The organism is Alistipes sp. CHKCI003 (genome assembly GCF_900021155.1).
In the GTDB taxonomy this organism is placed as follows: Bacteria; Bacteroidota; Bacteroidia; order Bacteroidales; family Rikenellaceae; genus Alistipes; species Alistipes excrementavium.
The window spans coordinates 78,780-104,250 of record NZ_FCNT01000059.1; the positions used below are offsets into that span (position 1 = coordinate 78,780).

Here is a 25,471-nt window from a genome sequence, read left to right on the forward strand (position 1 = left end):
ATTATGCATAAAACGTTGGATAAACTCTATGCCGGTATCGGAGAGGCGGGTACCGGCAGGAGCGGTGTCGGAGAGCTGTGCGCTCTTGCGGCGCTATCCGCCAACCTGTACACCTTGGTCTGCGTGGCTCCGTGGCTCGATGAAGAGTACGGATCCGCTGGAGAACTGCGCAGGAGGATACGGAAGGTGGCGGCCGCCTTGGTCTGCCGGTTGGAGCGGGAAACGGACGACCTCGAACGTGTCCGCGGCGTAAATGCGCTGTTCGTGCTTTCGAACACGGCGGCCGAATACGAACAGAAGATGCTCGACCTTGCGGAGCCGGTGCTCGGGCGCTACGAAGCAGGCCGTCTGACGGCGGAGGCCGCTCTTTTCGAAGCGGAAGTGTGCCGGATGATGTGCAACTGTTATTGTCTGGTGCAGGATGAGGCGCTTGCCGCAGATGCGCGCACGATCATCTCCGGATGGACGGCAGTCTCGCCGTCCGGGACGGAGGGGCTTCCGGTCGGGGTGGCGCTCGCACGGTGCGAAGCCGCTGCGGCTTACGCAGACTACACGGGCGATGAACGTTTCCGCGCGGTGAGGAGCGCCGGAGATTACGGTACGGAGGAGCCGGAGACGATCTGCCGTATGCTCGAACTGCACCTCAGATGCGGGGCTGTATCCGATGCGGAAGCTCTGTGCGATCGGATCGAGCAGGATGCTGCGACAGGAACGGACAGAACCTCGCAGGTGTATCGGTTGGCGGCAAAAGCCGCATGCGAACTTTTGCGGATAAAAGATGCCGGTTTTTCGGAATAGTCGCTCGCTGCTGAGCGTCATCTTGTCGTTCGTGTGCTTCCTGTCCGCCGCGGGATGCAGCAAGGGTGAGCCCATCTACCGAATCGAACTGCTCGATTGCGATCCGCTATTGAACGACTCGTCGGAGTATATGGTCGTCTTGGGTGATTTGCAGGAATATACGGGGAATCAACACTATCGGCCGTGGCTTCAGCATACGATGGACTGGATCTGGTCGCAGTGCCGTTACGGCCGTAAAATACGGAGTATTCTTCAGGTCGGCGACGTAACCTCGAATAATTCCGTCGGCAACTGGGAGGTTTTCATGTATCATTACAGGCAGGTCGGAAAGATCGTTCCGACGATCGTCTGTGCCGGCAATCACGATTATACGTGGGGCGAAGACGGTTGGCAGATCGAGGACCGCTATTCGACATTGTTTTCGGATTACGTTACTTACGAGGGGACACCGGCAGAGGTGATCGAACGCTTCGAGCCGGAGCGGACGGAAAATGTCGTGATCGGCCTGACGCTGGGCGGGGAGCGCTGCAACGTACTCGTTCTCGAGTACGGAGCTCGGGACGAGGTGGTACAGTGGGCGGCCGCATATGTAGCTGCACATCCGGATCAGCGGTTCATACTGCTGACACACGAATTTCTGACGGCAAAAGGCGTGCGGATCTCCAAAGGGTCGTCGGCCGAAGCGCAGTTTGTCGATCAGTCCTGCAATACGCCGGAGGAAATTTGGGAGAAGCTGGTTTTCGGGAACGACAACATCGTGTGCGTGCTGTGCGGACACAACGGATTCGTGCAGCGCCTCTTTTCGCCGAATGCGACGGGACGCGAGGTGCCCCAGATTTTGTTCAACGTTCAATATCAGGCGAACGGCGGGGATGGATGGATCCAGTTGTGGGAATTTTCACCGGACAGGGACACCGTCGTCGTCAGAACTTACAATACGGTTCGCAACGAAGTTCTTCAGGATCCGAACGGGACGTTCGAATTCGGATGGAGATGATGCCGACGAGGCATCCCCGGTTGCGCGAAGCAAATATGGAATAGATATGCAAGCAATCATTTTGGCGGCCGGAATGGGGCGCCGACTGGGAGACCTGACGCGCAGGAACACCAAGTGCATGATCGAGGTGAACGGGATACGGCTGATCGACCGGTTGTTGGGCCAACTCTCGACACTCGGACTCAGGCGGATCGTGCTGGTCGTCGGGTACGAAGGGGCTCGCCTGCGCGAACACGTGGGGACCGAATACGGCGGGTTGCCCGTCGAATATGTCGAGAATCCGATCTACGATAAAACCAATAACATCTATTCGCTGGCGCTGGCCAAGGAGTTTTTGCAGCAGGACGATACGCTGCTGGTCGAATCGGATCTGATTTTCGACGACTCGCTTTTCCCGATGCTTCTCGATAGTCCCTATAAGAATGCGGCTCTTGTGGCTAAATACGAGAGTTGGATGGATGGAACGATGGTCCGGCTGGACGAGGAGAACAATATCGTGAACTTCATTCCGAAGAAAGCCTTCAAGTACGAGGATACGGATACATACTACAAGACGGTCAACATCTATAAGTTCAGCAGGGAATTTTCGGTAGACCGCTACGTTCCTTTTCTGGAAGCCTATACGCGGGCCCTCGGGTTCAACGAATATTACGAACAGGTGCTCCGCGTCATCACGCTGCTCGATTCGTGCGATTTCAAGGCCCTCCCCTTGCGTGAGGGACAGAAGTGGTACGAAATCGACGATGTGCAGGATTTAAGGATCGCCGAGACCCTCTTTGCGGATACCGCGGACCGGTTGCGGAAGTATCAGCAGTGCTACGGCGGATATTGGCGTTTCCCGTCGATGCTGGATTTCTGCTATCTGGTGAATCCCTATTTTCCGTCGGGCCGCATGGTCGAAGAGATGAAAGCCAATTTCGAAACCCTGCTGCGCGAGTATCCTTCGGGCATGGAGGTGAACTCCATGCTCGGAGCCAAGTATTTCGGCATCCGGCAGGAATACGTGTGCGTAGGAAACGGAGCGGCGGAGCTCATCAAGAGTCTCATGAGATGCATTACGGGCGATGTAGGGGTCGTTTATCCTACTTTCGAGGAGTATCCGAACCGGCTGGAACCGGAGCGTATCGTGGCCTATGTGCCCGAAAACGCTGATTTCGCCTACACGGCCGCCGATCTGACGGCCTTTTTCGGCAGCCGCCGGATCGAAGCGCTGTTGCTGATCAATCCGGACAATCCCTCGGGCAATTACATTCCGAAGAATGAGGTGTTGGAGTTGGCGGTTTGGTGTGCCGGACGGGGAGTCCGACTTGTGGTCGACGAATCGTTCGTCGATTTCTCCGAAGATTATGCCTCCGATTCTCTGCTGTGCGACGAGACGCTCGAAACGCATCCCGAGCTGGTCGTGATGAAGAGCATTTCGAAATCATACGGTGTGCCGGGGCTCCGGCTGGGAGTTGCAGCATCGGCCGATGCAAGGCTGATCGCATGGATGAAAAAAGATGTCCCGATTTGGAACATCAACTCCTTCGCCGAATTTTACATGCAGATATTCGGGAAGTACGAAGCGGATTACCGGCGTGCGTGTGCGAAGTTCCTGACGGAAAGGGCCCGTTTCTTTTCGGACCTGAAGAGCGTGCCGTTTCTGCGGGTCGTTCCTTCGCAGGCCAACTATTTCCTGTGCGAGGTGCGAGGCGGCCTTACCGCTCACGGACTGACGCGGGAATTGCTCGACCGGTATCGCATTTTAATCAAGGACTGCACTTCGAAAAAAGGCTTTACCGACGGTCGTCAGTATGTCCGGATCGCCGTGCGGAACCGGACGGACAACGAACGGTTGATCGAAGCGCTGAACGGAATCGAAACACACGGTTTATGAAAATCATTACGGCCGAACAAATCGAGAGTTTGCACATCGCTCCGGCGGAATGCGTCGAATGGGTGAAAGACGCCTTCCTGCTCAAGAATCGGTGCCAGCTGCCGGCTAAAATGTCCGTGCATCCTGCCGGCAACGATTTCTTCACCACCATGCCCTGTCTGTTGCCCGATGAGTGCCACCGTTTCGGCGTGAAGGTCGTCTCGCGCATTCTCGGCAGAAAACCCGCGCTTAAGAGCGATCTGATGCTCTTCGACAGTTCGAACGGAGAATTGCTGGCTTTGGTCGATTGCGATTGGATTACGGCGATGCGGACCGGTGCCGTGGCGACGCTCGCCATCAGGACCTTTCGGTCCGCACGTGCGAAGACCTACGCTTTCGTGGGATTGGGAAGCACGGCCCGCGCGACCTTGTCGTGTCTGCTCGCTACGTCGGGACACGAACAACTCCGCATCCGTTTGTTCCGCTATAAGGATCAGGCTGAAAAGACAATCGAGAGCTTCGCTTCGTATCCCGATGTCGCCTTCGAAACGGTGGATTCGATGGCACAACTGGCGGACGGGGCCGATGTGCTGGTCTCCTGCATTACGGATGCCGCCGGATTGCTGGTCGAGGACGATTCGTTGTTCAAACCCGGGGTTCTGGTCGTTCCGGTCCATACGCGCGGATTCCAGAACTGCGATCTGTGCTTCGACAAGGTCTTTGCTGACGACACGGATCATGTGCGGGGATTCCGCTATTTTCAGCAGTTCAGGCAGTTTCACGAATTCGCCGAAGTTCTGTCCGGAACGTGTCGCGGACGCGAAAGCGACACGGAACGCATCCTGTCCTATAACATCGGTCTGGGACTGCACGACGTTTATTTTGCGAACCGGATCTATCGGCTTCTGTACCCGCAATGCAACCTCTGAAGAAGCGCACCCTTCGGGGAATCTTGTGGAACGGCGTGCAACGCTTCGGTACGCTGGCCGTCTCGTTAGCCGCCAATTTGGTACTGGTCCGGATGCTGACGCCGGAAGATTTCGGCTGCATCGGGATTTTGCTGGTTTTCGTCGCGGTGTCGCAAACGCTCATCGACGGAGGATTCACGGCAGCGCTGATCCAGAAAAAGGAGGTCTCGCAAACCGATTATTCCACCGTTTTCTATTGGAATCTGATTCTTTCCGTACTCCTAATCGGAGCTCTTGCGCTCGTCTCGCCACTCGTCGCCGCCTTTTACCGGATCGACGCGCTGAACGATATTCTGAGGGCGCAGAGCGTCGTGTTGCTCATCAATTCGTTCTGCATCGTACAGACGGCGCAGCTGATTAAAAAACTGGAGTTCAAGGTGCTTGCCATCCGATCGGTCGCCGCGGCGATGATCGGGGCGATCGTCGCCATACTGTTGGCTTACAGGGGATGGGGCGTCTGGAGTTTGGTCGTCAAGGAGTTGGTCGCATCGTCCGTGGGGGCAGTGTTGCTCTGGTCGTTCTGCAAATGGCATCCGTCGCCGATTTTCAGTTGGCGGTCTTTTCGGGGGATGTTCCGCTTCGGTTCGATGATATTCGTTTCCGATGTCATAAACACGCTCTATCAGAATATGCAGGCATTGATTATAGGCCGTGCTTTTTCCGTTCAGGAGTTAGGTTATTACAGTCAGGCGCGCAAGCTGGAAGAGGTACCGGTCAACGGCGGAACTACCGTGCTCACGCAGGTATTGTTCCCCGTTTATTCGTCGATTGCCGATCAATACGAACGGTTGAAATCGTTGGTGCGCAAGAACGTGGTGTTGATTACCTATCTATCCTTCTCGATCATGTTTTTGCTGATCGTCATCGCCCGTCCTCTGCTGCTGGTCCTCTTTACGGACAAGTGGGCGCCGGCAATCCCGCTTTTTCAGATTCTCTGTTTCGAGGGAGTATTCTATCCGCTTAATTGCGCAAATGCCTTGCTGTTCAAATCGTTGGGTAATGGTAAAGTTTATTTTATTTTGCAGTCGGTAAAACGTTTGATTTCGCTGTTGATGATTCTCTATTCTGTGAGATTCGGACTTTATGGCATGATGTGGGCGATTGCGGCGATGGGTATTCTCTCCTATGTGATCAATCTGGTTTTTACCCATCGGATTTTCGGATACCGTGTCCGCGAGCAGTTGTCCGACATTCTTCCGAACCTTTTGTTGTCAGTGGTGGTCGCTACGACGACATGGGGAATTTTGCGTCTGTTGGATTTCGGGGATCATCTTGTGCATATTGTAACTGGAAGTCTCCTTTTCGGATTTCTTTTTATGGCCCTTTCGCGCGTATTCGGAATGAAAGGGTTCAGACTTATGTTGGATCTATGGAAATAAAGAACAATCTGAAACGTCATCTTGTCGGAACCGTCAAAGGTTGGCGGGTGGCCAAAGCATCCCGGTACGCTGCGCGGGAGGAGGTGGCATACGGTTTCAAAATCCGTTTGGAAGAGCTTGTGGGGGACGAAAAAGAACGTTTGACCAGAGTGGGAGAGAGTGTGGTTGCCTATTTCGGACGTGTGGTCGCTACGGCGCTCGAAGCGCACAGACAGATTCCGACCTGTGCTTTTGCCGGTTGGGATCTGGCTTTGGCGAAGGACGGCCGTGTGCTGTTGATCGAAGCTAATCTGACGTGGCCTGAAATATTTGGTGCGCAGATGTGCTGCGGTCCTATTTTCGGTGAACGGACGGACGAGGTGATTGATTTTCTGAAAAGACCGCGCAAGCAGAGCCGGCTCTTTTATTAGATGGCCATGAGAAAGAAATTGCTGGCATTCACGGAGCGGCTGTTGGCTCTGTTTTTGGACAATCTCTATGTAAAGCCGAAGAATGTGTGCCGCTTGCTGCTGCATCCCGGGCGGTTCCTCGGTCGAAGCTATTTCCCCGAACAGAAATCCAAAAGCAAGACGGCTGTCCTGGCCGATCAGTTGCGGAATATCCTCCTGTACGGAGATGTGGATCATTTTTACTATTTCTACGGTTTGGACGTGAAGCGATCCGGCCGAAGGAGGGACTACGTGCATTATGCCGTTTTCTCGAAACGTCGGGATCGGTTGAATCTTTCCTCGCCCTTCAACAGTTCGTGCATACTCAGAAATAAATTGTATTTCGGCATATTCGCACGGGCCGTCGGCTTGACCACGCCTGCCAATGTGGCCTATGTGCGTATGCCGGATGTGCTGCTGCTCGAAACCGGAGAGCACGTCTCGTTGGAAAAATTCGTCGACACGTGCGAAGGAAATTTGTTCTGCAAACTGCTCGACGGAGAATGCGGGACGGGTATTTTCGAACTCGAAATCCGCGGCAGAAGGATTTTTATCGACGGTGCCGAGGCGGATGCCGGGATTTTGCACGCTCGCCTGTGCGGCGGCGTCTTTCTGATGCAGGAGCGCGTGAAGCAGCATCATTCGCTGGATGAATTGTATGCAGGTGCGGTCAACACGGTTCGATTGGTAACGGTGCGCGATCTCAGAAGCGGCGGAATCGAGGTGCTGCCGTCGATCTTGCGCGTGGGAGCGAACGGCAGCAGGGTGGACAACACTTCGCAGGGCGGCATTGCGGTCGGATTCGATCTGCAAACCGGAAGATTGAATGAGTTGGGATTTTTCAAACCCGAATTCGGACTTACGACGACGGTTCATCCCGATTCGGGAATCAGGTTCGGAACGTTCGTGCTGCCCCACCTCGACACGATGATCGAGCAGGCCAAATATTTCCATTCGTTTCTCGGCATGCATTCGATCGGCTGGGACATCGCGCTCGGCGAGATGGGACCGATATTCATCGAGGGCAACGACAATTGGGAGATCAACGGACATCAGGATTATGAACACGGCTTGATGGCGGACTTCCGCAGATTGTTTTATGAATAATTCGAGTCTACAACAGGAGTTGCGGGCGCGGTTCAACCCCGACGGATCGCTTCTGCGCAGGCATCAGCTCCGGATGCTGGAGATGCTGACCTACATAGACGGTGTGTGCGTGCAACACGATATTCCCTATTGGCTCAGTTCGGGCACTCTGTTGGGGGCGGTTCGCCACGGAGGATTCATTCCGTGGGACGACGACGTGGACATCGAACTGCTGCGCAGGGATTACAAGAGACTGCTTCGGGTGCTGCGTACCGAAAAAGAGGGCAGGTACCGTTTGCAGACCCATAGCACGGACAACGGTTATTTTTTCCCGTTCGCCAAATTGCGCGATATGCATTCGGTGCTGCGGGAAAACGACGACATCGACCTCGGGTTTGCCTATCGAGGGATATACATCGATATTTTTCCGTTGGAGGTCAACAAGTACCCCCTTTCTAAAGCGCTGGGCTGGTTTCATCTGCGGGTGCAACGGCTGTCGGCCGGAAACAGCGGCCGCAGTCGGTTCGGACGTGCGGCGGCGAACGTGCTGTTCGGATGCGAACGATATGCGATTTGGCCGCTGTTCAGAGCCGTATACGGATTATGGCCCCGCAATCCGGTAAACCATACGTTCGGGGTCTGTTTTTATAAGAGCCGTGATCTTCGAACGGTTTTTCCGCTGAAGAGAATCCCGTTCGAAGGGGCGATGTTGCCGGTCCCCTGCGATACGGATACTTATCTGAGGCACATCTACGGGGATTATGAGAAACTGCCGCCGCTCGACAGGATCGTTCCGCATACGGCCGACGTAATCATTTACGAACAAGAGCGATGAAACTCGTTTATTGCATACCTTCGCTCGATTCGGCCGGCGGTACGGAGCGTGTGCTGACCAATAAGGTGAACTATCTGGCCGAACACTACGGTTGGGAAATCCATATCGTCCTGACCGAACGGCAGAAAGGAGCGCCCTATTTCCCGTTGCACCCCTCCGTGCGAATCGTGGAGCTGGATCTCGATTTCCGCGCGGATTACGGATGCGGCATCCTCGGCAAGTCCGTGGCGTATGTCCGTAAGATCCGCACATACCGTCGGGAGTTGGAAAAACTGTTGATGCATCTGCGGCCGGATATTACGACTTCGCTGCTGTCGCACGAAATCGACTTTCTGCATAAACTGCGGGACGGGAGCAAGAAAATCGGAGAGAATCATTTTTACAAGGATTTTCGGCTCGGATTCATTGCCATGGGAAGACGATCCTCGCTGTTGCGCCGCTGTGTGGCGTGGCTTCGCAACCGTCAGTTGATCGCGTGCGTGCGGCGTCTGGACGAGTTGGTCGTGCTGACTGAGGATGACGCCCGCGCGTGGCACGAGGTGCGTTATAAAACCGTGATCCCGAATGCACTGACCTGTTTTCCGGAAAGAGTCTCGGACGGCGGAGCAAAGCGGGTCGTGGCTGCCGGAAGGTACGTGCCGCAGAAAGGATACGATCTGCTGCTGAGGACGTGGGAGAAGGTGCGGCGGGAATTTCCCGATTGGGAGCTCGTCATTTACGGCGACGGCGAGGCCCGGCCCGAACTCGAACGTTATGCGGCCACGCACGGATTGGACGATGTCCGCTTGGAGCATGCCGTGAACGATGTGTTCGACCGTTTTGCGGAGAGCTCCCTTTCGGTCCTTTCTTCGCGTTTCGAAGGTTTCGGGCTGGTGGTCATCGAGGCGATGGCCTGCGGACTGCCCGTGGTGGCTTTCGACTGCAAATGCGGCCCCGGCGAAATCATTCGCAACGGCGAAGACGGGTTGCTGGTGCCGGCAGGCGATTGCGAGGCGCTGGCCGAAGGGATGGAGCGGCTGATGCGGGACGAGGGGCTCCGGCGCCGAATGGGGCGGGCCGCCCGCAGCAATGTGGAACGTTATCGGATGGAGCGCGTGATGAAGCAGTGGGTGGCGCTGTACGAACGGCTGCTGGTATGAGGGAGTTGAAAAGAGCCGTTCTGATTCTGCTCATAGCCACGCTGTACGTGAAATTCGTCGTGCAGATCGTGCTGGACGAGAGCAATCTGCTGCTGGATCTGCTGCTTTACATGCTGCTGATCGCAGGATTGGTCGACCGTAAGTTCCGACCCGAATTTTTCGTCGTCGTCCTTTTTGCCGTTATTTCGGTCCTGAATCCGGCAGCCAGAAATATCTTCCTGATATTTGCCTCGGTCTATGCGCTTCGGGAGTTTTCCATACGGGAACTGGCTTCGATCAATCTCTGTATGCAGACATTGGTCTTCGGCGCCACGGCCCTGATGCTCTGGGCGGGGATAACCCATTCCGAGATGTTCGAACAATCGCTTCTCGATCAGCGCGAGCGCTGGGACTTCGGCTACGGAAATCCGAATACGTTCGCTCTGTTCGTCTATTCGATCATGGTGAACGCCTATGTATACTTCGCCCGGCAGTACGGGAGGATGCTCTCTCTGCTTCTTTTCCTGACGGGGATAGGAGTCTATTGTTATACGAAATCCCGCACGTTTTTAGTTGCCACTTTGGTTTTGCTTTTGGTGCATTGGTGTGTGAGGAATCGGGTGGTTCGGTCGGTCATTCTCAAATTCAAGGGAATTCTGTATTTGATTCCGATTGTCTTGATGGGATGTATTCTGTACATGTCCCGCTATTCCGGACAATTTCCGTTGCTCAACCTCGTGTTCTCGGGTCGGCTGGAACTTTACAGCGTATTCTTGGGGAGTATCGGAAAAACGGCCTATTTGTTCGGGACTCCGCTGGTGAACGAAGAGACGATCGACAGCTCTTATCTGCATATCCTGTTCGAAGGCGGAGTTTTGGCTTTCGTAATTTTTTATGTGCTTTATGTCGTAACCGTCCGACGGATGAATCGGAGCACGATCGGCGTATTACCCGTTTTGGCCGGGTTTCTCGTGTTCGGATTGTCCGAATCCCTATTCACGTTCGTGTTGATTTTCGGAAATATGATCATTTGGTCGATCTTATACGACTCATATCTGAATCGCTCCCATCCTTGAGAGCGGATCGCAAATACTGGTTTGGTTATGAGATTATTCGTAGACGCGCATGCTTTCGACGGAGGTATTTCGCAGGGAGTAACGACTTATATCGAGGGACTTTATAAGGAGTTGGTGAAAACAGCGTCCGACATCGATTTTTATTTTGCCGCACAGGATACGATGCGTCTGGAAAGTATCTTCGGTACGAGAGAGAATGTCCATTACGTGAAATACGGTTCGAAAAACAAGTACCGGCGTTTGGCTTTCGAAATACCTCGTATCGTCCGGCGACTCGGAATTGATGCGGCGCATTTCCAATATACGTCGCCCTTGGTCAAAAGATGCAAGGAGATCGTTACGATACACGATGTCCTGTTTCTGGACTATCCGCAGTATTTTCCCGCATCCTATTATCACAGCAAGAAATGGCTTTTCGGAAGGTCCGCGCGCAGGGCCGATCTTCTGCTTACGGTTTCCGAATACAGCAAAGAACGTCTCGAACGCTTTTACCGTCCGCGAAAGCCCGTTCGAATAACGCCCAATGCGGTGGACGAAAGGTACGGACTGGTCCGGCGAAGCGAGGCGGAAGCCTTGCTCGACGGACGGGTCGGAAAATATATCCTTTACGTGAGCCGTGTGGAACCCCGCAAAAATCACTTGCTGCTGCTGCGGGCCTATGTGGAAGGGCGGTTCTACGAACGCGGCTATGCGCTTGTTTTCATCGGTAAGACATCCATTCCCGTACCCGAGTTGCACAGGTATTGCGAGAAACTGCCTGAAGATATAAGGCAAAACGTGTTTTTTTTCGAACAGAAGCCGTTCGAAGAGTTGCTCGCATGGTACAAGTGCGCCTCGCTTTTCGTCTATCCGTCTATTGCCGAAGGTTTCGGAATCCCGCCGTTGGAGGCGGCCGTAGCGGGTGTCCCTTGTATCTGTTCGAACCGCACGGCGATGCAGGATTTCCGCTTTTTCGGAGAGGGAACGTATGATCCCGAGGATTTGGATCAGACGATCGAAAAAATCGAATTGGGCCTCAGTCCCGCTTTCCGCGATCCCGAACGGCTCGAAAGGATCCGGCAGGCGGTAGAGCGGAGATATGACTGGGCATCCATCGCAAAGGAATATTATGCGTATTTGACCGACCTCTGACATCGTCTAAGAGTCGGTACCGAACTTCTCTAATCCTTCAGCCGGACAGATGGCCGATGTTGTCGGCTGTTGTCTCCGTACTTGCTGATAGGGTTGTCTGTCATTTCCGTTAATCCATTATTTCTTATGCGCCGCTACTCGTTCGGACGAATCCGTCGCTATCTGTTTTTGCAAATGGCTAAATTGCCTATTCCCGGACACAAACGTCATTTCGTTTTGCGTATGGCGGGTATAAAATTTCCCCCCCCCTCGGAATGCGATGTTTTCATAGGGGCCGGCGTACGTTTCGATACGCTTTGTCCGGAAAACATCACCATCGGAAACCATACGCTGATCACTGCCGGAACGACCGTTCTGACCCATTATTACGATCCGTTCACCCGAGATTTCCGCACCGGCCGGGTCGTTGTCGGCGAGGGTGTCTTTATCGGAGTGAATACGATCGTTTGCAAATCGGTGGCTATCGGCGACGGAGCTGTCGTCGGGGCGGGTTCCGTCGTTACCAAAGATATTCCTGCCGGAGAGGTGTGGGCCGGAAATCCGGCTCGCTTCGTCCGGAAACTGTAACCCTGAATTTATGCAAAAGGTAGCTGTTATCGGCACCGTAGGCGTACCCGCGAACTACGGCGGCTTCGAGACGCTCGTCGAGAACCTGTTGGACTACAGACGGAATCCCGATATTGCGTATCGTGTTTATTGCAGTTCGAAGGCTTACTCCGAAAAGATACGCTGCTACAAAGGGGCCGAACTGAAATACTTGCCTCTGAAAGCGAATGGATGGCAGGCCATGGTCTACGATTCACTTTCCTTGCTGCACGCTTGTTTCACGGCCGACCGGCTGCTCGTTTTGGGATGTTCCTGTCCGATCGTCCGACTGATCCGTCTGGTTTGCCGCAAAAAGTTGATCGTCAATGTAGACGGTATCGAAAGTGCCCGTGAAAAGTGGGGCGGAGCGGCCAAAAAGGTGTTGAGATTCTGCATGAACGAAGCCGTCCGTGCCGCCGACGTTTGCGTGGCCGACAATGTGGCGATTCGGGAGTATGTCGCCGACCGCTATGGGAAAAACTCCGTGGTGATCGAATACGGCGGCGACAATGCCGTGGCGGTCCGCGACGACGAACGGCTGAAATCCGAATACGGATTGGAGCGCGGCGGTTATTGTTTCAAGGTTGCACGTATCGAACCCGAGAACAACATCGGGATGGTACTGGAAGCCTTCGCCATGCTTCCCCGCGAACGGCTGGTCGTGGTCGGCAACTGGAACCGTTCCGAATACGGAAGAGCCTTGCGCCGGCGCTATGCCTCGTACCCCAATATCGGGATGATGGATCCGATTTACGAACCTTGGGAGATCAACCTGCTGCGTGCAAATTGCCGCCTCTACATCCATGGGCACAGTGCGGGCGGGACCAATCCTTCGCTGGTCGAGGCCATGTCGCTCGGGCTTCCCGTCTGTGCGTTCGACGTGAAATACAATCGGGCTACGACCGAAGGGAAGGCACTTTATTTCGGCAGTGCTGCGGAATTAGCTGAGCAGGTAGAGCGATTGACCTCCGAAATGCTGTCGGCGATAGCTCGGGAAATGGCCGGAATCGCCGTCCGCCGTTACCGTTGGACGACGATCTGCGAAAAATACGAACGTTTGTTCCGATGAAGAGGATTCACGACACTTTGTTCGTCCTGTTGCGCAGCGCGCTTCGGGAGGAGCCGTCCGGCGGGAGCGCACTCTCGTCGCTGACGGCGCAAGAGTGGCTGGCGGTTTATAAACTGGCTGCGCGTCAGGGGGTGTTGGCTCTTGCGTACGACGGTTTGAACGCTTTGCCTGCGGAACTTCGTCCGCCGAGGGACGTGTTGTTCGGATGGGCGGTCAACGTCGAGAAGATCGAAACTCGTTACGATCGTCAGACGAAGGCGGCGCGGACTCTTTTCAGATGGTGCGAAGAGCGGGATTTGCATCCCGTTCTGCTCAAAGGTATTGCATTGAGCCGTCTGTATCCGATTCCCGAACACCGGCCCTGTGGCGATATCGACATTTATCTGGGGCAGCGGGCGCCTGTGTTCGACGAACTCATGCGGCGGCAGGGAATTACGGTGGACGCATCGGGAAACGAAAAACATTCGGTGTTCGTTTACCGTTCGGTGATGGTGGAGAATCATCGTACGTTTCTCGATACGAGCCTTTACGGGATCGATCGTATGCTGGAGGAGTATCTTCTTGCGCAGGAGGTGTTTTCGGAGGAGCAGTCGTTGGACGGCATGCGTTTTAGGGTGTTGCCGCCCACGGCCGACGCTCTGTTTCTGCTGAGACACACGGCCCGCCATCTGGAGCGGGGCATCGGGCTGAGGCACGTTTGCGACTGGATGTTGTTCGTACATGCGAACAGCGTGCGGATCGACTGGAGCGAATTCGATCGTTATGTCGATGAACTGAAGCTCGGGACGTTTTACCGGATTCTGACCGGCATTGCGACCGACTGCCTCGGTGCCCGCTTCGAGTCGCCCGTCCGTTCGCCGCACGAGAAGGCGCTTCAGGAGAAAGTCTTGCGTTATATTCTCGATTACCATGCCCATGCGATACGAACACGGAATCCGTTCGGGATTCTGCGGTTCAAAACCGCGCGGCTCATAGAGCGACGTTGGGTGCTCCGAAGAGTTTTGCATTGCAGCTTTGCCGGCCACATCTGGCGTTCTGCATTGACACATCTCAGGAATCCGGGTACGATTTTCGATTCGAAAGAGTGATCGGCGGACGACCGCTTCGCGGAAACAGGGCGACAGACACGAGGAGCTGTCGCCCTGTTCTGTTTTATCCGCGGAGCGACAGACGGGATCAGGGGCGGCGTGTCTCTTCGTCGAAGATGCGGTCGAAGAGCGTCTGCAGGCGCCCGGCGTCGCGGATGATGCGGCGCAACTCCGCGAGGCGCTTCGCATTGTCCGACTCGGGAAGCCAGAGGCGCAGGTAGCCTCCGTCGGCGTATTTGCGGTCGAGATGCTCCTTCAGACGGAGAAAGTGGCCTGTGCGGTCGAGTGCGGGGTAGTGGGCCAGACCGTACTGGACCGTGCGACGGAGGATCGTTTCGGGGTCGATCAGTCGGTCGGCTTCGGCGACGATCCGGCCGTAGATCGTGCGGGGTGCATGGGCCGATGAGGCGCGGTGATCCTCCGCCGCTTCGCGCATGATTCCGATCTGTTCTTCGGTGAACCAGCGGCGCAAACGGAGGTCCGCTGCGAGGATCGCTCCCGAATAGAGATGGTGGCGTTCGCGTTCCACCGAGAGCCCCGTGTCGTGATAGGCGGCGACGGTGTAGACCATGTCGGGATCGGCGCCGTACGGGGTTGCGAGTGCGAGACTTCGTTCGATCACGCTCCGCACGTGGTCCGTGCGATGTGCCTTGTCGAAGGCTTCGTAGCGGGGAATGATCTCCGTTTCGATGTAGTGTATGAGTTCTTGGTTCGGCATCGGGCAAAGGTACGGATAAATCGGGTGCGAAAGCAAATTCATCGACATTTTTCGGGGCGCGGTGCTTGTAGAGGTCCGGACCGATCCGAGAATGCATGCGGATTCATCCGTTGTCGGAATAATCCCGTATCGTGATATTGCGACGGCTTGTCCATTCTTCGGATAGTCCCGAAGAATGTCGGATCGGTAACCGCGCGGTATGGAAGGCCGTTCGGTTCCGGATGGTTCGTTCGCATCCTACACCGGCTGCGGATCGGCGAGCGACGACACGGAAAGAATTCGTCTCCTTTGTTTTTGCCGGACGGAGAGCGGCTGAGCCGCAAGTGAAAAAGCACAGAGTTTCCGAAGAAGCGTTCGATCGGTGGGAAATCGCAGCCGGGCCGGCTGTTCGTACACCGACTTCGGCGTTTGCGACGACGGTCCGCAGGCATGTGCGGTTTGCGGAATTCGTTGCGGTTCGGCCGGCAGTCATTCGGTCGCGGAAAACAGCGACCGGCGGTGATTCGGAGGGATCTTCTGCGCCCGGAGCAATCGGCGAAATGACGGAACCCGAACCCGGGGCCGACGGGCTCGGAGCGGTCGGACCGGATGCCGAAACGGACGGAGCGGCAAAATAGCTCTTCTGCATGAAACAGGTGCTCCGGCAAGTGCTATTGCCGTCTGAGAATCGCATATTCGGAACGGTTCGCGGATGGGAGTACGAAAAAAGAGGGTGTCTGAGTTTGGCAGACACCCTCTTTTTCATTCGGATTCCGGGCAGAGACGGCAGGGACGGCTTCCGTGCCGTTCTGTCCGGCGAATTTTTTCGGTCTATTTCGCGTAGGAGACCGAGCGGGTTTCGCGGATCACCGTGATTTTGACCTGTCCGGGGTAGGTCATTTCGTCCTGAATCTTCTTGGCGATTTCGTGCGACAGGCTTTCCGATTCGGTATCGGAGAGCTTGTCCGATCCGACGATCACGCGCAGCTCGCGCCCGGCCTGAATGGCGTAGGTTTTCTGCACGCCCGGGTAGGAGAGCGCGATGTCCTCCATCTCTTTGAGCCGTTTGATGTAGCTCTCGACCACCTCGCGGCGTGCACCGGGGCGTGCACCCGAAATGGCGTCGCAGACCTGAATGATCGGGGCGATGAGCGAAGTCATCTCCACCTCGTCGTGGTGGGCGCCGATGGCATTGCAGACTTCGGGTTTCTCCTTGTACTTCTCGGCCAGCTTCATGCCGATGATAGCGTGCGGCAGTTCCGGTTCGTCGTCGGGCACTTTGCCGATGTCGTGCAGGAGGCCGGCGCGGCGGGCGGTCTTGGGGTTCAGTCCCAGCTCCGAGGCCATGATGCCGGCGAGGTTGGCCGTCTCGCGGGCGTGTTGCAACAGATTTTGGCCGTAAGACGAGCGGTATTTCATCTTGCCGATCATGCGGATCAGCTCGGGGTGTAGCCCGTGGATGCCCAAGTCGATGGCCGTGCGCTTGCCGACTTCGACGATCTCCTCCTCGATCTGTTTCTGGACCTTGGCCACCACCTCCTCGATGCGGGCGGGGTGGATGCGGCCGTCGGTTACGAGCTGGTGGAGCGCCAGACGGGCGATTTCGCGCCGCACGGGATCGAAACCGCTGAGGATGATCGCTTCGGGCGTGTCGTCGACGATGATTTCGATGCCGGTTGCGGCTTCGAGCGCACGGATGTTGCGGCCCTCGCGGCCGATGATGCGGCCCTTCACCTCGTCGCTCTCGATGTTGAAGACCGTAACGGCGTTTTCGATGGCCGTCTCGGTCGCTACGCGCTGGATCGACGATACGATGATGCGTTTGGCCTCTTTCGTCGCGGTGAGCTTGGCCTCTTCGATGGTCTCGTTGATGTAGGTGGCGGCATCGGCTTTGGCCTCCGCCTTCATGTTCTCGATCAGGATGTTCTTGGCCTCCTCGGAGCTCATGCCCGAGATCTGTTCCAGACGCGAATTTTGCTCGCGCATCATCTGATCGACCTCCTCCTTTTTGTGTTCGAGAATCTGGAGTTGGTTCTGCATCTGCTCGCGGAGCCGTTCGTTCTCCTTCATGCGGTTCTCCAGTTCGCGCTGCTGGTTTTGCAGATTGCTTTCGATCTGCTTGGCGCGTTGTTCGCTCTGCGCGAGTTTCTGGTTGCGCTCGTTGACCATGCGGTCGTGTTCGCTCTTGAGTTGTATGAACTTCTCCTTGGCCTGCAGGATCTTCTCCTTCTTGATCATCTCGCCTTCGGCTTCGGCTTCCTTCACGGCGGCCTCGCAGCGCTTGCGGATGCTGTTCTTGGTGATGAAATTGACCACCAGTACATACACTCCGATAGCGGCTATGGCGGAGATGCAGGCGATTAAAATGTAGATACCCATTCGTTTGTGTTATTATTTGGTTATTTGTTAATGGTTCGTATAAAAAATCCCGCATAGGATTCCTTGTCTTGTTTGACGAATCTGCAAGATCTGTCAATGGTGGGGGCTCCGAAGATCGCAATCTTCCAACGGCACGCGCGGTGCATCCCGCGAGGGGTTAAGGCCTGATTTTGAAAAACCGTGAGTTGCCCCAATTTAATAAATGTTCAGTTTCGCAAAGCTGTAAGGAATCTATGCGGGTAGATTTTTCCTTGTCGTATGTAAAGAACGCTCCGGCCGCTGCGGACCGGTGATTTCAAATCGTATTGAGATAGGCGTCGATCTCGGCGTCGAGCGCTTCGACCGCTTTCAGTTCGTCGCTCTTCAATTCGCGGTTCTGTCGCATATCCAAATTTTCGATGGCGAACTTGAGCGCCGTCATGCCCAGATAATCCACTTCGGACCAGCCCTGTATGTTCTTCTGCCGGATCGAGACGAGATTGTTGTTCACCTCGCGCTCGGCCAACCGATACAACTCCTCTTTCTCGCTGTCGATGCTGAAAGAGTAGGGTTTGCCCAGAATCTTGAGCTTTATCGCTTGTTTGCCCATCGCTTTCCGTTAATTTCACATTGCGGTCGCCTGCCTCCTGCCGCAGTCCCACCCGTTAGGCAGCGGGAACGGCTGCGCCCCGACCTTCCGGTCTGGCACCTCTCCGAACTTCCGGTCCGGGGCTCCGGTTTGCCGACTCTTGCCCTCTCCCCCCCCCTCCGATCCTCGGGCCTTCCGGCTTTCGGGATCGAGCGGGCCGCATGAAGCGATCTTCAGGATTCCCGCGGTGTGTCGAGCAGCGCGATGCACTTGTCCACCTCCCGCATCAGGCGGTTAACCCGTGTGCGCGCTTTCTCCTTGTCCCGTCTGTCTCCTGCCAGTCCGGCGGCGAGCTGCATGCGTGCCAGTTCGCTTTCCAGTTCGCGGATTCGCTCCTGCAAAGCTCGGTTTTCGGTCTTCTGGCGGCGGCACTCCGCCGTCAGTTCTCCGCATACTCCCGACAGGCGCCGATGGTCGTCGATGAGCTGCCGGATCCGTATTCCGAGATTGGTTATCACGCTTTTGTCCGCCATATTCTTTCGGAGCAGGTAGTCTTTTGCCTTTCAAAGGTAGGAAAAAGAACGCATATTCGCAAATTTTTTTCGGAACCGGCTTCCTCCCCTCCCTCGTCTTTTCGGGACGGCGTGTCGTTCCGTCTCGGTGCGAACGAAGTTTCCGCCGCCCGCCTGTCGATCGGACGGAAGCGTTCCGGCCGGTTCCGGTCCGCTTCGATCGTGCCTCCCCGTTCGGTCCGCCTCAGGTGCATCCGGTTCCCGTCTCCGGCCGTTTGTCTTCGCTCCTCGTCCGCTTCGGCATCCGCTGGCTTCCGTCTTCGGGCGCGTGGCTGCCGTGCGTCCCCGGCTCCGTCCGCGTCCGCTCTCCGCGTGCTTCGAACTTCGTTTCCGGAGGCCGAGCCGGTGCCGGGTACGACCGCATGAACGGCCGATTCTTTCCGGCGGAGCGAGGCTTCGCAATCTATTTCCGTGCGGCGGCGACCTCTCCGTAGAGGTCGTAGTCCGAGGCTGAGACGATGCGCACGTCGTAGAAATGTCCGCGCAGCAGACGTTTGCCCGCTGCCGGGATCAGGATCTCCTGATCCACTTCGGGCGAGTCGTACTGCGTGCGGCCGACGTAGTGGTCGCCCTGCCGCGAGTCGATCACCACGCGCTGCACGCTTCCCACGCGGCGAAGGTTTCCGGCGAGCGCGATGCCGTTTTGCAGGGCCATGATGCGTTCCACGCGCTCCTGTTTCACGGCTTCGGGCACGTCGTCCTTGAGCCGCTCGGCAGAATAGGTACCCTCCTCCTCGGAGTAGGCGAAAACACCGAGCCGTTCGAAGCGCACGTCGCGCACGAACTGCTCCAGCTCGGCGAAATCGTCCTCCGTTTCGCCCGGATAGCCTGCCAGCAGGGTCGTCCGCAGTGCGAGGTCGGGGATCGCCGTGCGGAGTTTGCGGATCAGCTCGTAGGCTTCGGCCTTGGTGTGGCGGCGGTGCATCGCCGCGAGCTGGGCGTCGGAGATGTGCTGGAACGGAATGTCGAGGTATTTGCAGATCTTCGGCTCGCGGGCCATCACGTCGATCACCTCTTCGGGGAAGCCCGTGGGATAGGCGTAGTGGAGGCGGATCCATTCGATGCCGTCGATCCGGCAGAGGCGCGTGAGCAGTTCGGCGAGGCGGCGGCGGCCGTAGAGGTCGAGACCGTAGTAGGTCGTGTCCTGTGCGATGACGATCAATTCGCGCACGCCGCGCGAGGCCAGTTTCCCGGCCTCCTCGACGAGTGTTTCCATCGGTACGGAGACATGCGGACCGCGGATGAGCGGGATGGCGCAGTAGCCGCACCGCCAGTTGCAGCCCTCCGAGATCTTGAGATAGGCATAGTGCTTGGGCGTGGTGAGCCGGCGCTCGGTCTCCAGCTCCGTGCGGTGCTCGGCACCCAGCGCACGGGCGATGCCCGCCCAGTCCCGCACGCCGAAAAATTCGTCCACCTCCGGGAGTTCCGCTCTGAGCTCGTCGGCATAGCGCTCCGAGAGGCAGCCGATGACGAACAGACGTTCGATCTTCCCGGCCTGCTTGGCGGCCGCTGCGCGCAGGATCATGTCGACGGACTCCTGCTTGGCGTCGCCGATGAATCCGCAGGTGTTGATTACGACCACCTTGGCGTCCGTGCGGTCGCTGTCGGCCGCGATCCGGTAGCCCGAGGCGGCGAGCTGCGCCATCAGGTGCTCGCTGTCCACGGTGTTCTTCGAGCAGCCGAGGGTGATGACGTTGATTTTCTTCATGGGAGCCGAACGCTATTTGCCGGTTTCGCCGAAGAGCGCGTCGACGAATTCGCGGCGGTCGAACATGCGGAGCTGGTCGATGCCCTCGCCGATGCCGATGTAGCGCACCGGGATGCGGAACCGGTCGCTGATGCCGATCACCACGCCGCCCTTGGCCGTGCCGTCGAGCTTGGTGATCGCCAGCGAAGTTACCTGCGTGGCCTGCGTGAATTGCCGGGCCTGTTCGAAGGCGTTCTGTCCGGTCGATCCGTCCAGCACGAGCATCACCTCGTGCGGAGCGCCGGGGATCACCTTAGCCATCACGTTGCGGATCTTCGTCAGCTCGTTCATCAGGCCGATCTTGTTGTGCAGGCGTCCCGCCGTGTCGATCAGCACGACGTCGGCGCCGTTGGCCTTGGCCGACTTGAGCGTGTCGAAAGCCACCGACGCGGGGTCCGACCCCATCTCCTGCCGGATCATCGTCGCGCCGGCCCGTTCGGCCCAGACGCCGAGCTGGTCGATCGCCGCAGCGCGGAACGTGTCGGCCGCACCGATCCAAACCTTGCGGCCCGCACGGGTGAGCTTCGCCGCGAGCTTGCCGATGGTGGTGGTCTTGCCTGCGCCGTTCACGCCCACGACCATCACCACGTAGGGTTCGCCCTCCCGGACATCGAGCCCGAAATTCTCCGCCGAGCCGTGCGCCTCTTCCAGCAGGCGGGCGATCTCGTCGCGCAGGATGGAGTGCAGTTCGGCCGTATTCATGTATTTGTCCCGTGCTGCGCGGGCTTCGATGCGTTCGATGATCTTCACGGTGGTCTCCACGCCCACGTCGGACGTGATGAGCACCTCTTCGAGGTCGTCGAGCACCGAGGCGTCGACCGTCGAGCGGCCCGCCACGGCCCGTGCTAGTTTCGAGAAGAGGCCCGATTTGGTCTTCTCCAGCCCGGCGTTCAGCTCTTCCTGCCGACGTGCGGGCGCTTCGGAGGAGCGTGCCTCCGTCTGTGCGGCCTCCTGCGGGGCGGCCGTATCCTGTTTTTTCTTGAAAAGATCGAAAAATCCCATACTTTCGTAGTAATTGCCACATGTCGCAATAAGGCGGGCGGCGAATCGCACTCGTGCGGGCGGATCCGGACTGCCGGCCTCTCTTAAAACAGGTCAAAGATAGTGCAAACGGCTCGCAAAAACAAATTTCCGTTCCGTTTGCCGTTTCCGTACCCGACGGTGCGGAAACGGAATCGCGGATCTGCTCTGCGAACGTTTGCCGCCGCCGGCCGCAAAGGCCGGGACCGGAGCGGGCTGCGCCCGGCTGTCGGCTGGTATCGCCGGCCCTTCACTTCTTTCTTTGTGCCGGACCGGACGTGTCGTTGCGGATAAGCGTTAAATCCGCTATCTTTGTCCGAAACTCATTGGAACGAATGAAAAAGATTCTATCGCTTCTTTTCGTGCTGACCTGCATTGCGGGAGGCGTTTTCGCACAGGACCGGATCGTCCGCACGGACGGGACGCGGATCGAGGCCGAGGTGTTGGAGATTTCGCCCGAGACGGTGCGCTACAAACGGTACTCCAACCCCAACGGTCCGACCTATGTGCTGCCTGTTTCGGAGGTGCGACGGATCGTCTATCCCAACGGGGAGACGGACCTGTTCGGCGAAACGTCTGCCGGTCGGTCTTCCGCCGGATTCACGGGTGCGCCTGTCGAATCCGCTGCGGCTCCGTCGGCGAATCTGGCCGGGACGGCGCAATCCGACGAACCGGCGCAGACGGAGCCGCACACGTCCGAGATGCGTGTGCTGCGCACCTATGCCGTCGGCGATTGGTACGAATGCGGCAGAGTGCGGGGCGTGGTGTGCTCGCTTACGGAGGACAAATTGCACGGGCTGATTTTGTCGGTCGACGAAATTTATCTGCCGTGGAGTACGCTCCGCAGATCCGGTCTGCGGGCCGCGGGCGCGGACGACACGTCGGACGGAGAGGTCAACATGCGGGCGGTGGAGCGCCATATCGAGGAGAACGGACTGACGTGGGCGGATTTTCCCGCATTCGAGTGGTGCCGCGCCCGAGGCGAAGGGTGGTATCTGCCGGCCATCGACGAGCTGTTGCAGATCTGTGCGAATTACAACGGCGGTCTGCGGATCGCCAGCGACCGTGAGACGCGCCGCCGTTTCAATGCTGCGCTCCGCGAGAACGGCGGCGAGCGGATGGACCGACTGGTGTTCTACTACTCTTCGACCGAGCGGGATGCGAGGTCGGCGCTCTGCACCCACACGTCGCCGGAGCCACCCTATGTGCGGGCTATTCCGAAAAGCGACCGGTTTCTGGTGCGTGCGGTTCATAAATTCTGAGCGGATTCGGTGCAGTCGTGCTTCCGGAAAACCGCGGTGGCGGCCGTGGGCCGGCGCTCCCGCAGGTGGCGGAAATACAAAGGGCATCCCGAAAGGATGCCCTTTGTATTTTAAGATCGCTCTTAAAAATACTTGAATTTCTTTCGTCCATTTCCCGCCTCGGCATAGCCCGAACGAGTTCGGCTCTGCGGTCGGCCTAACGAAATGGTTCTTATTTCTTGCCGTCGAAGAAATCTTTGACCTGATCGTTGGGAATGATACCCTCCTTGAATACATAGGCGCCCGTCTTCTCCGACTTGACCATTTTGATGCACTTGGTGAACTGTTTGCCGGTGCCGGTTTTGAGCGTTGCAACTACTTTCTTTGCCATATAGCCTTACTTGTTATTTGATTTCACGGTGTACGGTTACCCTCTTGAGGAACGGATTGTACTTCCTGCGTTCCAGACGGTCGGGCGTGTTTTTCTTGTTCTTGGTGGTGATGTAACGGGACATTCCCGCAACACCGCTCTCTTTCTGTTCGGTGCATTCGAGGATCACCTGAACGCGGTTGCCTTTCTTTGCCATTTGCTACGTCGATTTTAATAGACCTTCTTGGGAGCCGCCGCTTCGCGCAGAGCTGCCGCGAGACCTTTTTTGTTGATAGTTTTCATGCCGGCGGCCGTTACCTTGAGGGTGATCCAGCGGCCTTCCTGCTCGGACCAGAAGCGTTTGGTTTTCAAATTCGGAGCGAATTTGCGCTTGGTCTTGTGGTGCGAGTGGGAGACGTTGTTGCCCACCACTGCCACCTTACCTGTGATTTCGCAGACTTTCATTGTGTTTTAGATTTAATTAGCCCCTCTGAGGGGATGCAAATATACAACCTTTTCGGCAAATAGCAAAACCCTCCGCGAAAAAGCGGAGGGCGTGCGGTTTTCGGTGCGGCCGTGCGGGACCGTACGGGTGGGTAGGGCGGTCGGGGCCGGACTGCCGGCCGCCGGAGGCCGGAGTGTCCGCCGGAGGATGCGGATGGATCGCGGTCGTCGAAATCGCAAGGGCCGGGGCCGTTTGTTGCATGATAAGAGGCCGGGGAGCCGAACTTATCGCTCTGTGGAAACGAGCGTGTGCCTGCGGCGGCATCGCGGATTCCGGAGGGAATCGCTTGTTCCGCGACGTCTCAGCCGAGGGGCGGAAACAGGTGTCTGGAGCCGGGATTGCGGAGCGGCGGATGCCGCCGATTTCCACGACGTCGTCTTCGCTCCGGACGGCGCGGCTTCACTCTTCGATGCGGTGTGCGCGCCGGAGAGGGACGGTCTCCCCCCCCCGGAGATTCTGGGGAGGGCGGCTTCGGAACAGGCTGCGAATGCGCCGGCGGCCGACCGACACGTGCCGGGGAGTGCGATGGTGGATGTTTTTCGTGCGAACGAATGATTCGGGCGATTGTGGATACGAATGCACTCGGTTGTCTTTTCCGGCCGTTCCGACCGGCTTCTGCCGGGCGGAGCTTTGCGGAGTTGAGGAGTGCGGTCCGCAGAGAGCTTCCGGTGGGGACGGCCTGAACGGGGGCTGTAAGGGTTATTCCGAGGCTGCTGCTGTGCCGTTGAGTTCGTCGCGCAGCAGCCCGAGGGCGAAGGCGCCGGCGCGGTCGATGATCTGACCTCGGTCGGTGCCGCATTGCTTGAGGAGTGCGACCGTGCGCTCGGGAGTCGCTACGGCTATCCAGACGGTCCCGACGGGTTTTTCGGGCGTGCCGCCCGCGGGGCCTGCGATGCCGGTCGTGGCGACGGCGTAGTCCGCGCCCGAAATGCGGCGCACGCCCTCGGCCATCTGCCGGGCCACGGTTTCGCTGACGGCGCCGCAGCGGGCGAGCGCGTCGGCTCCGACGCCGAGCAGGGTGCGTTTGGCGTCGTTGCTGTAAGCCACCACGCCGCAGCGGAAGTAGGCCGAGGCACCGGCGAGAGCCGTGAATTTGGCGGCGACGGTGCCGCCCGTGCAGCTCTCGGCCGTGGCGAGCGTCTGTCCGCGCCCGGTCAGCAGGCCGTGGATCAACTCCTGCACCGAGGCGCGTTCGAAGCCGATGAAGTGGTGGGGGATGATGCGCCGCAGCTCTTCGAAACGGCGGTCGATCTCCTGCGCGACGCTCGCGCCGTCGACCTCGTAGGCCGAGAGCCGCAGCCTGACGGTGCCCGGACTGGGCAGATAGGCCAGTTTGAGGTAGGACGGCAGAGCGTTCTCCCATGCCGCGATCCGTTCGGCGAGCATCGACTCGGCCAGTCCGGCCGTGATCATCGTGCGGTGGACGATCTGCCGCAGTGCGAAGTGCGCTTTGAGACGCGGCATCACTTCGTCCTCCATGAGGTGTTCCATCTCGAAGGGGACGCCCGGGAGCGATACGAGCACCCGTCCGCCGCGTTCGAACCACATGCCCGGAGCGGTGCCGTGGGCGTTGAAGAGCACCGTGCAGCACTCCGGCACGAGAGCCTGCCCCCGATTGAGCTCGTTGTAGGCGATGCCCCGCTGTGCGAGCATCCGCCGGACGTGTTCGTCCACGGCTTCGTCGCGCACCAGCCGCGAGCCGAAAAGGTCGGCGAGGGTCTTCTTGGTGATGTCGTCCTTCGTGGGGCCGAGGCCGCCCGTGAGAACGACGATTTCGGAGGCGGCGAGGAGCCGTTCGACTGCGGAGACGATCTGCGTGCGCTCGTCTCCGATCGAACATTTTTCGAGTACCGCGATGCCGGCCGCATTGAGGCGGCGGGCGATGGAGACCGAGTTGGTGTCGGTGATCTGTCCGATGAGGATTTCGTCGCCGATGGTGAGAATGGACGCTTTCATTTC

General features: G+C 57.6%; 25 protein-coding genes. 15 read left to right on the forward strand and 10 right to left on the reverse strand.

Annotation, left to right across the window (positions count from 1 at the left end; translation table 11 throughout):
- Positions 1 to 3: 3 nt before the first annotated feature.
- The 14 genes from BN3659_RS07915 (at position 4) to BN3659_RS07980 (ending at position 14,413) form a co-directional block, all read left to right on the forward strand.
- The gene (locus BN3659_RS07915; RefSeq protein WP_141682535.1) at positions 4 to 798 is read left to right on the forward strand and encodes a hypothetical protein; all 795 of its coding nucleotides are present in this window, start codon (positions 4 to 6) and stop codon (positions 796 to 798) included.
- The gene (locus BN3659_RS07920) at positions 779 to 1,795 is read left to right on the forward strand and encodes a metallophosphoesterase (RefSeq protein ID WP_091536014.1); all 1,017 of its coding nucleotides are present in this window, start codon (positions 779 to 781) and stop codon (positions 1,793 to 1,795) included. The genes BN3659_RS07915 and BN3659_RS07920 overlap by 20 nt, the downstream gene beginning before the upstream one ends.
- A 46-nt stretch (positions 1,796 to 1,841) precedes the next feature.
- Entirely contained in the window at positions 1,842 to 3,671 is a 1,830-nt protein-coding gene (locus BN3659_RS07925) for an aminotransferase class I/II-fold pyridoxal phosphate-dependent enzyme (protein ID WP_091536016.1), read from the forward strand.
- Entirely contained in the window at positions 3,668 to 4,579 is a 912-nt protein-coding gene (locus BN3659_RS07930) for an ornithine cyclodeaminase (protein ID WP_091536019.1), read from the forward strand. The genes BN3659_RS07925 and BN3659_RS07930 overlap by 4 nt, the downstream gene beginning before the upstream one ends.
- Complete coding sequence (locus BN3659_RS07935; RefSeq protein WP_091536020.1) at positions 4,567 to 5,997, forward strand: lipopolysaccharide biosynthesis protein; 1,431 nt, start codon at positions 4,567 to 4,569, stop codon at positions 5,995 to 5,997. Before BN3659_RS07930 ends, BN3659_RS07935 begins: the two co-directional genes overlap by 13 nt.
- On the forward strand, positions 5,988 to 6,407 hold the full coding sequence (locus BN3659_RS07940) for a hypothetical protein (RefSeq protein WP_091536022.1): 420 nt from the start codon (positions 5,988 to 5,990) through the stop codon (positions 6,405 to 6,407). The genes BN3659_RS07935 and BN3659_RS07940 overlap by 10 nt, the downstream gene beginning before the upstream one ends.
- 6 nt (positions 6,408 to 6,413) lie before the next feature.
- Positions 6,414 to 7,532 (forward strand): sugar-transfer associated ATP-grasp domain-containing protein, encoded by a 1,119-nt coding sequence (locus BN3659_RS07945; protein ID WP_091536096.1) that lies wholly within the window; start codon positions 6,414 to 6,416, stop codon positions 7,530 to 7,532.
- Positions 7,525 to 8,346, forward strand: coding sequence for a LicD family protein (locus BN3659_RS07950; RefSeq protein ID WP_091536023.1), 822 nt, complete (start codon positions 7,525 to 7,527; stop codon positions 8,344 to 8,346). The genes BN3659_RS07945 and BN3659_RS07950 overlap by 8 nt, the downstream gene beginning before the upstream one ends.
- A complete protein-coding gene (locus BN3659_RS07955) occupies positions 8,343 to 9,485 on the forward strand; it encodes a glycosyltransferase family 4 protein (protein ID WP_091536025.1) in 1,143 nt (380 codons plus the stop codon). Before BN3659_RS07950 ends, BN3659_RS07955 begins: the two co-directional genes overlap by 4 nt.
- Entirely contained in the window at positions 9,482 to 10,540 is a 1,059-nt protein-coding gene (locus BN3659_RS07960) for a hypothetical protein (protein WP_091536026.1), read from the forward strand. Before BN3659_RS07955 ends, BN3659_RS07960 begins: the two co-directional genes overlap by 4 nt.
- A 27-nt stretch (positions 10,541 to 10,567) precedes the next feature.
- Complete coding sequence (locus BN3659_RS07965; protein ID WP_091536028.1) at positions 10,568 to 11,671, forward strand: glycosyltransferase family 4 protein; 1,104 nt, start codon at positions 10,568 to 10,570, stop codon at positions 11,669 to 11,671.
- Between the two features lie 126 nt (positions 11,672 to 11,797).
- Entirely contained in the window at positions 11,798 to 12,238 is a 441-nt protein-coding gene (locus BN3659_RS07970; RefSeq protein ID WP_224757831.1) for an acyltransferase, read from the forward strand.
- Between the two features lie 10 nt (positions 12,239 to 12,248).
- Entirely contained in the window at positions 12,249 to 13,325 is a 1,077-nt protein-coding gene (locus BN3659_RS07975) for a DUF1972 domain-containing protein (RefSeq protein WP_091536031.1), read from the forward strand.
- Positions 13,322 to 14,413, forward strand: a complete 1,092-nt coding sequence (locus tag BN3659_RS07980; protein WP_091536032.1) for a nucleotidyltransferase domain-containing protein — start codon at positions 13,322 to 13,324, stop codon at positions 14,411 to 14,413. Before BN3659_RS07975 ends, BN3659_RS07980 begins: the two co-directional genes overlap by 4 nt.
- An 88-nt stretch (positions 14,414 to 14,501) precedes the next feature.
- Here the strand turns inward: BN3659_RS07980 and BN3659_RS07985 are convergent, their stop codons facing one another.
- The 6 genes from BN3659_RS07985 to ftsY all read right to left on the reverse strand — a co-directional run bounded on the left by BN3659_RS07985 (position 14,502) and on the right by ftsY (position 21,378).
- Complete coding sequence (locus tag BN3659_RS07985) at positions 14,502 to 15,131, reverse strand: HD domain-containing protein (RefSeq protein WP_091536097.1); 630 nt, start codon at positions 15,129 to 15,131, stop codon at positions 14,502 to 14,504.
- Between the two features lie 810 nt (positions 15,132 to 15,941).
- Entirely contained in the window at positions 15,942 to 17,489 is a 1,548-nt protein-coding gene (gene rny / locus BN3659_RS07990; RefSeq protein ID WP_091536034.1) for a ribonuclease Y, read from the reverse strand.
- Positions 17,490 to 17,784: 295 nt separating this feature from the next.
- On the reverse strand, positions 17,785 to 18,078 hold the full coding sequence (locus BN3659_RS07995) for a cell division protein ZapA (RefSeq protein WP_091536035.1): 294 nt from the start codon (positions 18,076 to 18,078) through the stop codon (positions 17,785 to 17,787).
- 212 nt (positions 18,079 to 18,290) lie between these two features.
- Positions 18,291 to 18,590 carry a hypothetical protein gene (locus tag BN3659_RS08000; RefSeq protein WP_091536037.1) on the reverse strand — a complete coding sequence of 100 codons (300 nt, stop codon included), beginning with the start codon at positions 18,588 to 18,590 and terminating at the stop codon, positions 18,291 to 18,293.
- Between the two features lie 442 nt (positions 18,591 to 19,032).
- Positions 19,033 to 20,337: a 30S ribosomal protein S12 methylthiotransferase RimO gene (gene rimO / locus BN3659_RS08010; RefSeq protein ID WP_091536040.1), complete on the reverse strand. Its 1,305-nt coding sequence runs from the start codon at positions 20,335 to 20,337 to the stop codon at positions 19,033 to 19,035.
- A 12-nt stretch (positions 20,338 to 20,349) separates the two neighbouring features.
- Positions 20,350 to 21,378: a signal recognition particle-docking protein FtsY gene (gene ftsY, locus BN3659_RS08015; RefSeq protein WP_091536042.1), complete on the reverse strand. Its 1,029-nt coding sequence runs from the start codon at positions 21,376 to 21,378 to the stop codon at positions 20,350 to 20,352.
- 353 nt (positions 21,379 to 21,731) lie between these two features.
- On the opposite strand from ftsY, the gene BN3659_RS08020 reads away from it, so the two are divergent.
- A complete protein-coding gene (locus tag BN3659_RS08020; RefSeq protein ID WP_091536043.1) occupies positions 21,732 to 22,658 on the forward strand; it encodes a hypothetical protein in 927 nt (308 codons plus the stop codon).
- A 211-nt stretch (positions 22,659 to 22,869) separates the two neighbouring features.
- Here the strand turns inward: BN3659_RS08020 and BN3659_RS08025 are convergent, their stop codons facing one another.
- The 4 genes from BN3659_RS08025 to BN3659_RS08045 form a co-directional block, all read right to left on the reverse strand.
- Positions 22,870 to 23,028, reverse strand: coding sequence for a DUF4295 domain-containing protein (locus BN3659_RS08025; protein WP_091536045.1), 159 nt, complete (start codon positions 23,026 to 23,028; stop codon positions 22,870 to 22,872).
- A 13-nt stretch (positions 23,029 to 23,041) separates the two neighbouring features.
- A complete protein-coding gene (rpmG, locus tag BN3659_RS08030) occupies positions 23,042 to 23,224 on the reverse strand; it encodes a 50S ribosomal protein L33 (protein ID WP_091536047.1) in 183 nt (60 codons plus the stop codon).
- Positions 23,225 to 23,238: 14 nt separating this feature from the next.
- Positions 23,239 to 23,472: a 50S ribosomal protein L28 gene (rpmB, locus tag BN3659_RS08035; RefSeq protein ID WP_091536048.1), complete on the reverse strand. Its 234-nt coding sequence runs from the start codon at positions 23,470 to 23,472 to the stop codon at positions 23,239 to 23,241.
- Positions 23,473 to 24,211: 739 nt separating this feature from the next.
- A complete protein-coding gene (locus BN3659_RS08045) occupies positions 24,212 to 25,468 on the reverse strand; it encodes a competence/damage-inducible protein A (protein ID WP_091536051.1) in 1,257 nt (418 codons plus the stop codon).
- Positions 25,469 to 25,471 lie beyond the last annotated feature (3 nt).

What these genes read in the sequence shown, in the direction of transcription:
- BN3659_RS07915 (WP_141682535.1), top strand. Translation starts at nt 4, where the DNA reads ATGCATAAAACGTTGGATAAACTCTATGCCGGTATCGGAGAGGCGGGT.
- BN3659_RS07920 (WP_091536014.1), top strand. Translation starts at nt 779, where the DNA reads ATGCCGGTTTTTCGGAATAGTCGCTCGCTGCTGAGCGTCATCTTGTCG.
- BN3659_RS07925 (WP_091536016.1), top strand. Translation starts at nt 1,842, where the DNA reads ATGCAAGCAATCATTTTGGCGGCCGGAATGGGGCGCCGACTGGGAGAC.
- BN3659_RS07930 (WP_091536019.1), top strand. Translation starts at nt 3,668, where the DNA reads ATGAAAATCATTACGGCCGAACAAATCGAGAGTTTGCACATCGCTCCG.
- BN3659_RS07935 (WP_091536020.1), top strand. Translation starts at nt 4,567, where the DNA reads ATGCAACCTCTGAAGAAGCGCACCCTTCGGGGAATCTTGTGGAACGGC.
- BN3659_RS07940 (WP_091536022.1), top strand. Translation starts at nt 5,988, where the DNA reads ATGGAAATAAAGAACAATCTGAAACGTCATCTTGTCGGAACCGTCAAA.
- BN3659_RS07945 (WP_091536096.1), top strand. Translation starts at nt 6,414, where the DNA reads ATGAGAAAGAAATTGCTGGCATTCACGGAGCGGCTGTTGGCTCTGTTT.
- BN3659_RS07950 (WP_091536023.1), top strand. Translation starts at nt 7,525, where the DNA reads ATGAATAATTCGAGTCTACAACAGGAGTTGCGGGCGCGGTTCAACCCC.
- BN3659_RS07955 (WP_091536025.1), top strand. Translation starts at nt 8,343, where the DNA reads ATGAAACTCGTTTATTGCATACCTTCGCTCGATTCGGCCGGCGGTACG.
- BN3659_RS07960 (WP_091536026.1), top strand. Translation starts at nt 9,482, where the DNA reads ATGAGGGAGTTGAAAAGAGCCGTTCTGATTCTGCTCATAGCCACGCTG.
- BN3659_RS07965 (WP_091536028.1), top strand. Translation starts at nt 10,568, where the DNA reads ATGAGATTATTCGTAGACGCGCATGCTTTCGACGGAGGTATTTCGCAG.
- BN3659_RS07970 (WP_224757831.1), top strand. Translation starts at nt 11,798, where the DNA reads ATGCGCCGCTACTCGTTCGGACGAATCCGTCGCTATCTGTTTTTGCAA.
- BN3659_RS07975 (WP_091536031.1), top strand. Translation starts at nt 12,249, where the DNA reads ATGCAAAAGGTAGCTGTTATCGGCACCGTAGGCGTACCCGCGAACTAC.
- BN3659_RS07980 (WP_091536032.1), top strand. Translation starts at nt 13,322, where the DNA reads ATGAAGAGGATTCACGACACTTTGTTCGTCCTGTTGCGCAGCGCGCTT.
- BN3659_RS07985 (WP_091536097.1), bottom strand. Translation starts at nt 15,131, where the DNA reads ATGCCGAACCAAGAACTCATACACTACATCGAAACGGAGATCATTCCC.
- rny (WP_091536034.1), bottom strand. Translation starts at nt 17,489, where the DNA reads ATGGGTATCTACATTTTAATCGCCTGCATCTCCGCCATAGCCGCTATC.
- BN3659_RS07995 (WP_091536035.1), bottom strand. Translation starts at nt 18,078, where the DNA reads ATGGGCAAACAAGCGATAAAGCTCAAGATTCTGGGCAAACCCTACTCT.
- BN3659_RS08000 (WP_091536037.1), bottom strand. Translation starts at nt 18,590, where the DNA reads ATGGCGGACAAAAGCGTGATAACCAATCTCGGAATACGGATCCGGCAG.
- rimO (WP_091536040.1), bottom strand. Translation starts at nt 20,337, where the DNA reads ATGAAGAAAATCAACGTCATCACCCTCGGCTGCTCGAAGAACACCGTG.
- ftsY (WP_091536042.1), bottom strand. Translation starts at nt 21,378, where the DNA reads ATGGGATTTTTCGATCTTTTCAAGAAAAAACAGGATACGGCCGCCCCG.
- BN3659_RS08020 (WP_091536043.1), top strand. Translation starts at nt 21,732, where the DNA reads ATGAAAAAGATTCTATCGCTTCTTTTCGTGCTGACCTGCATTGCGGGA.
- BN3659_RS08025 (WP_091536045.1), bottom strand. Translation starts at nt 23,028, where the DNA reads ATGGCAAAGAAAGTAGTTGCAACGCTCAAAACCGGCACCGGCAAACAG.
- rpmG (WP_091536047.1), bottom strand. Translation starts at nt 23,224, where the DNA reads ATGGCAAAGAAAGGCAACCGCGTTCAGGTGATCCTCGAATGCACCGAA.
- rpmB (WP_091536048.1), bottom strand. Translation starts at nt 23,472, where the DNA reads ATGAAAGTCTGCGAAATCACAGGTAAGGTGGCAGTGGTGGGCAACAAC.
- BN3659_RS08045 (WP_091536051.1), bottom strand. Translation starts at nt 25,468, where the DNA reads ATGAAAGCGTCCATTCTCACCATCGGCGACGAAATCCTCATCGGACAG.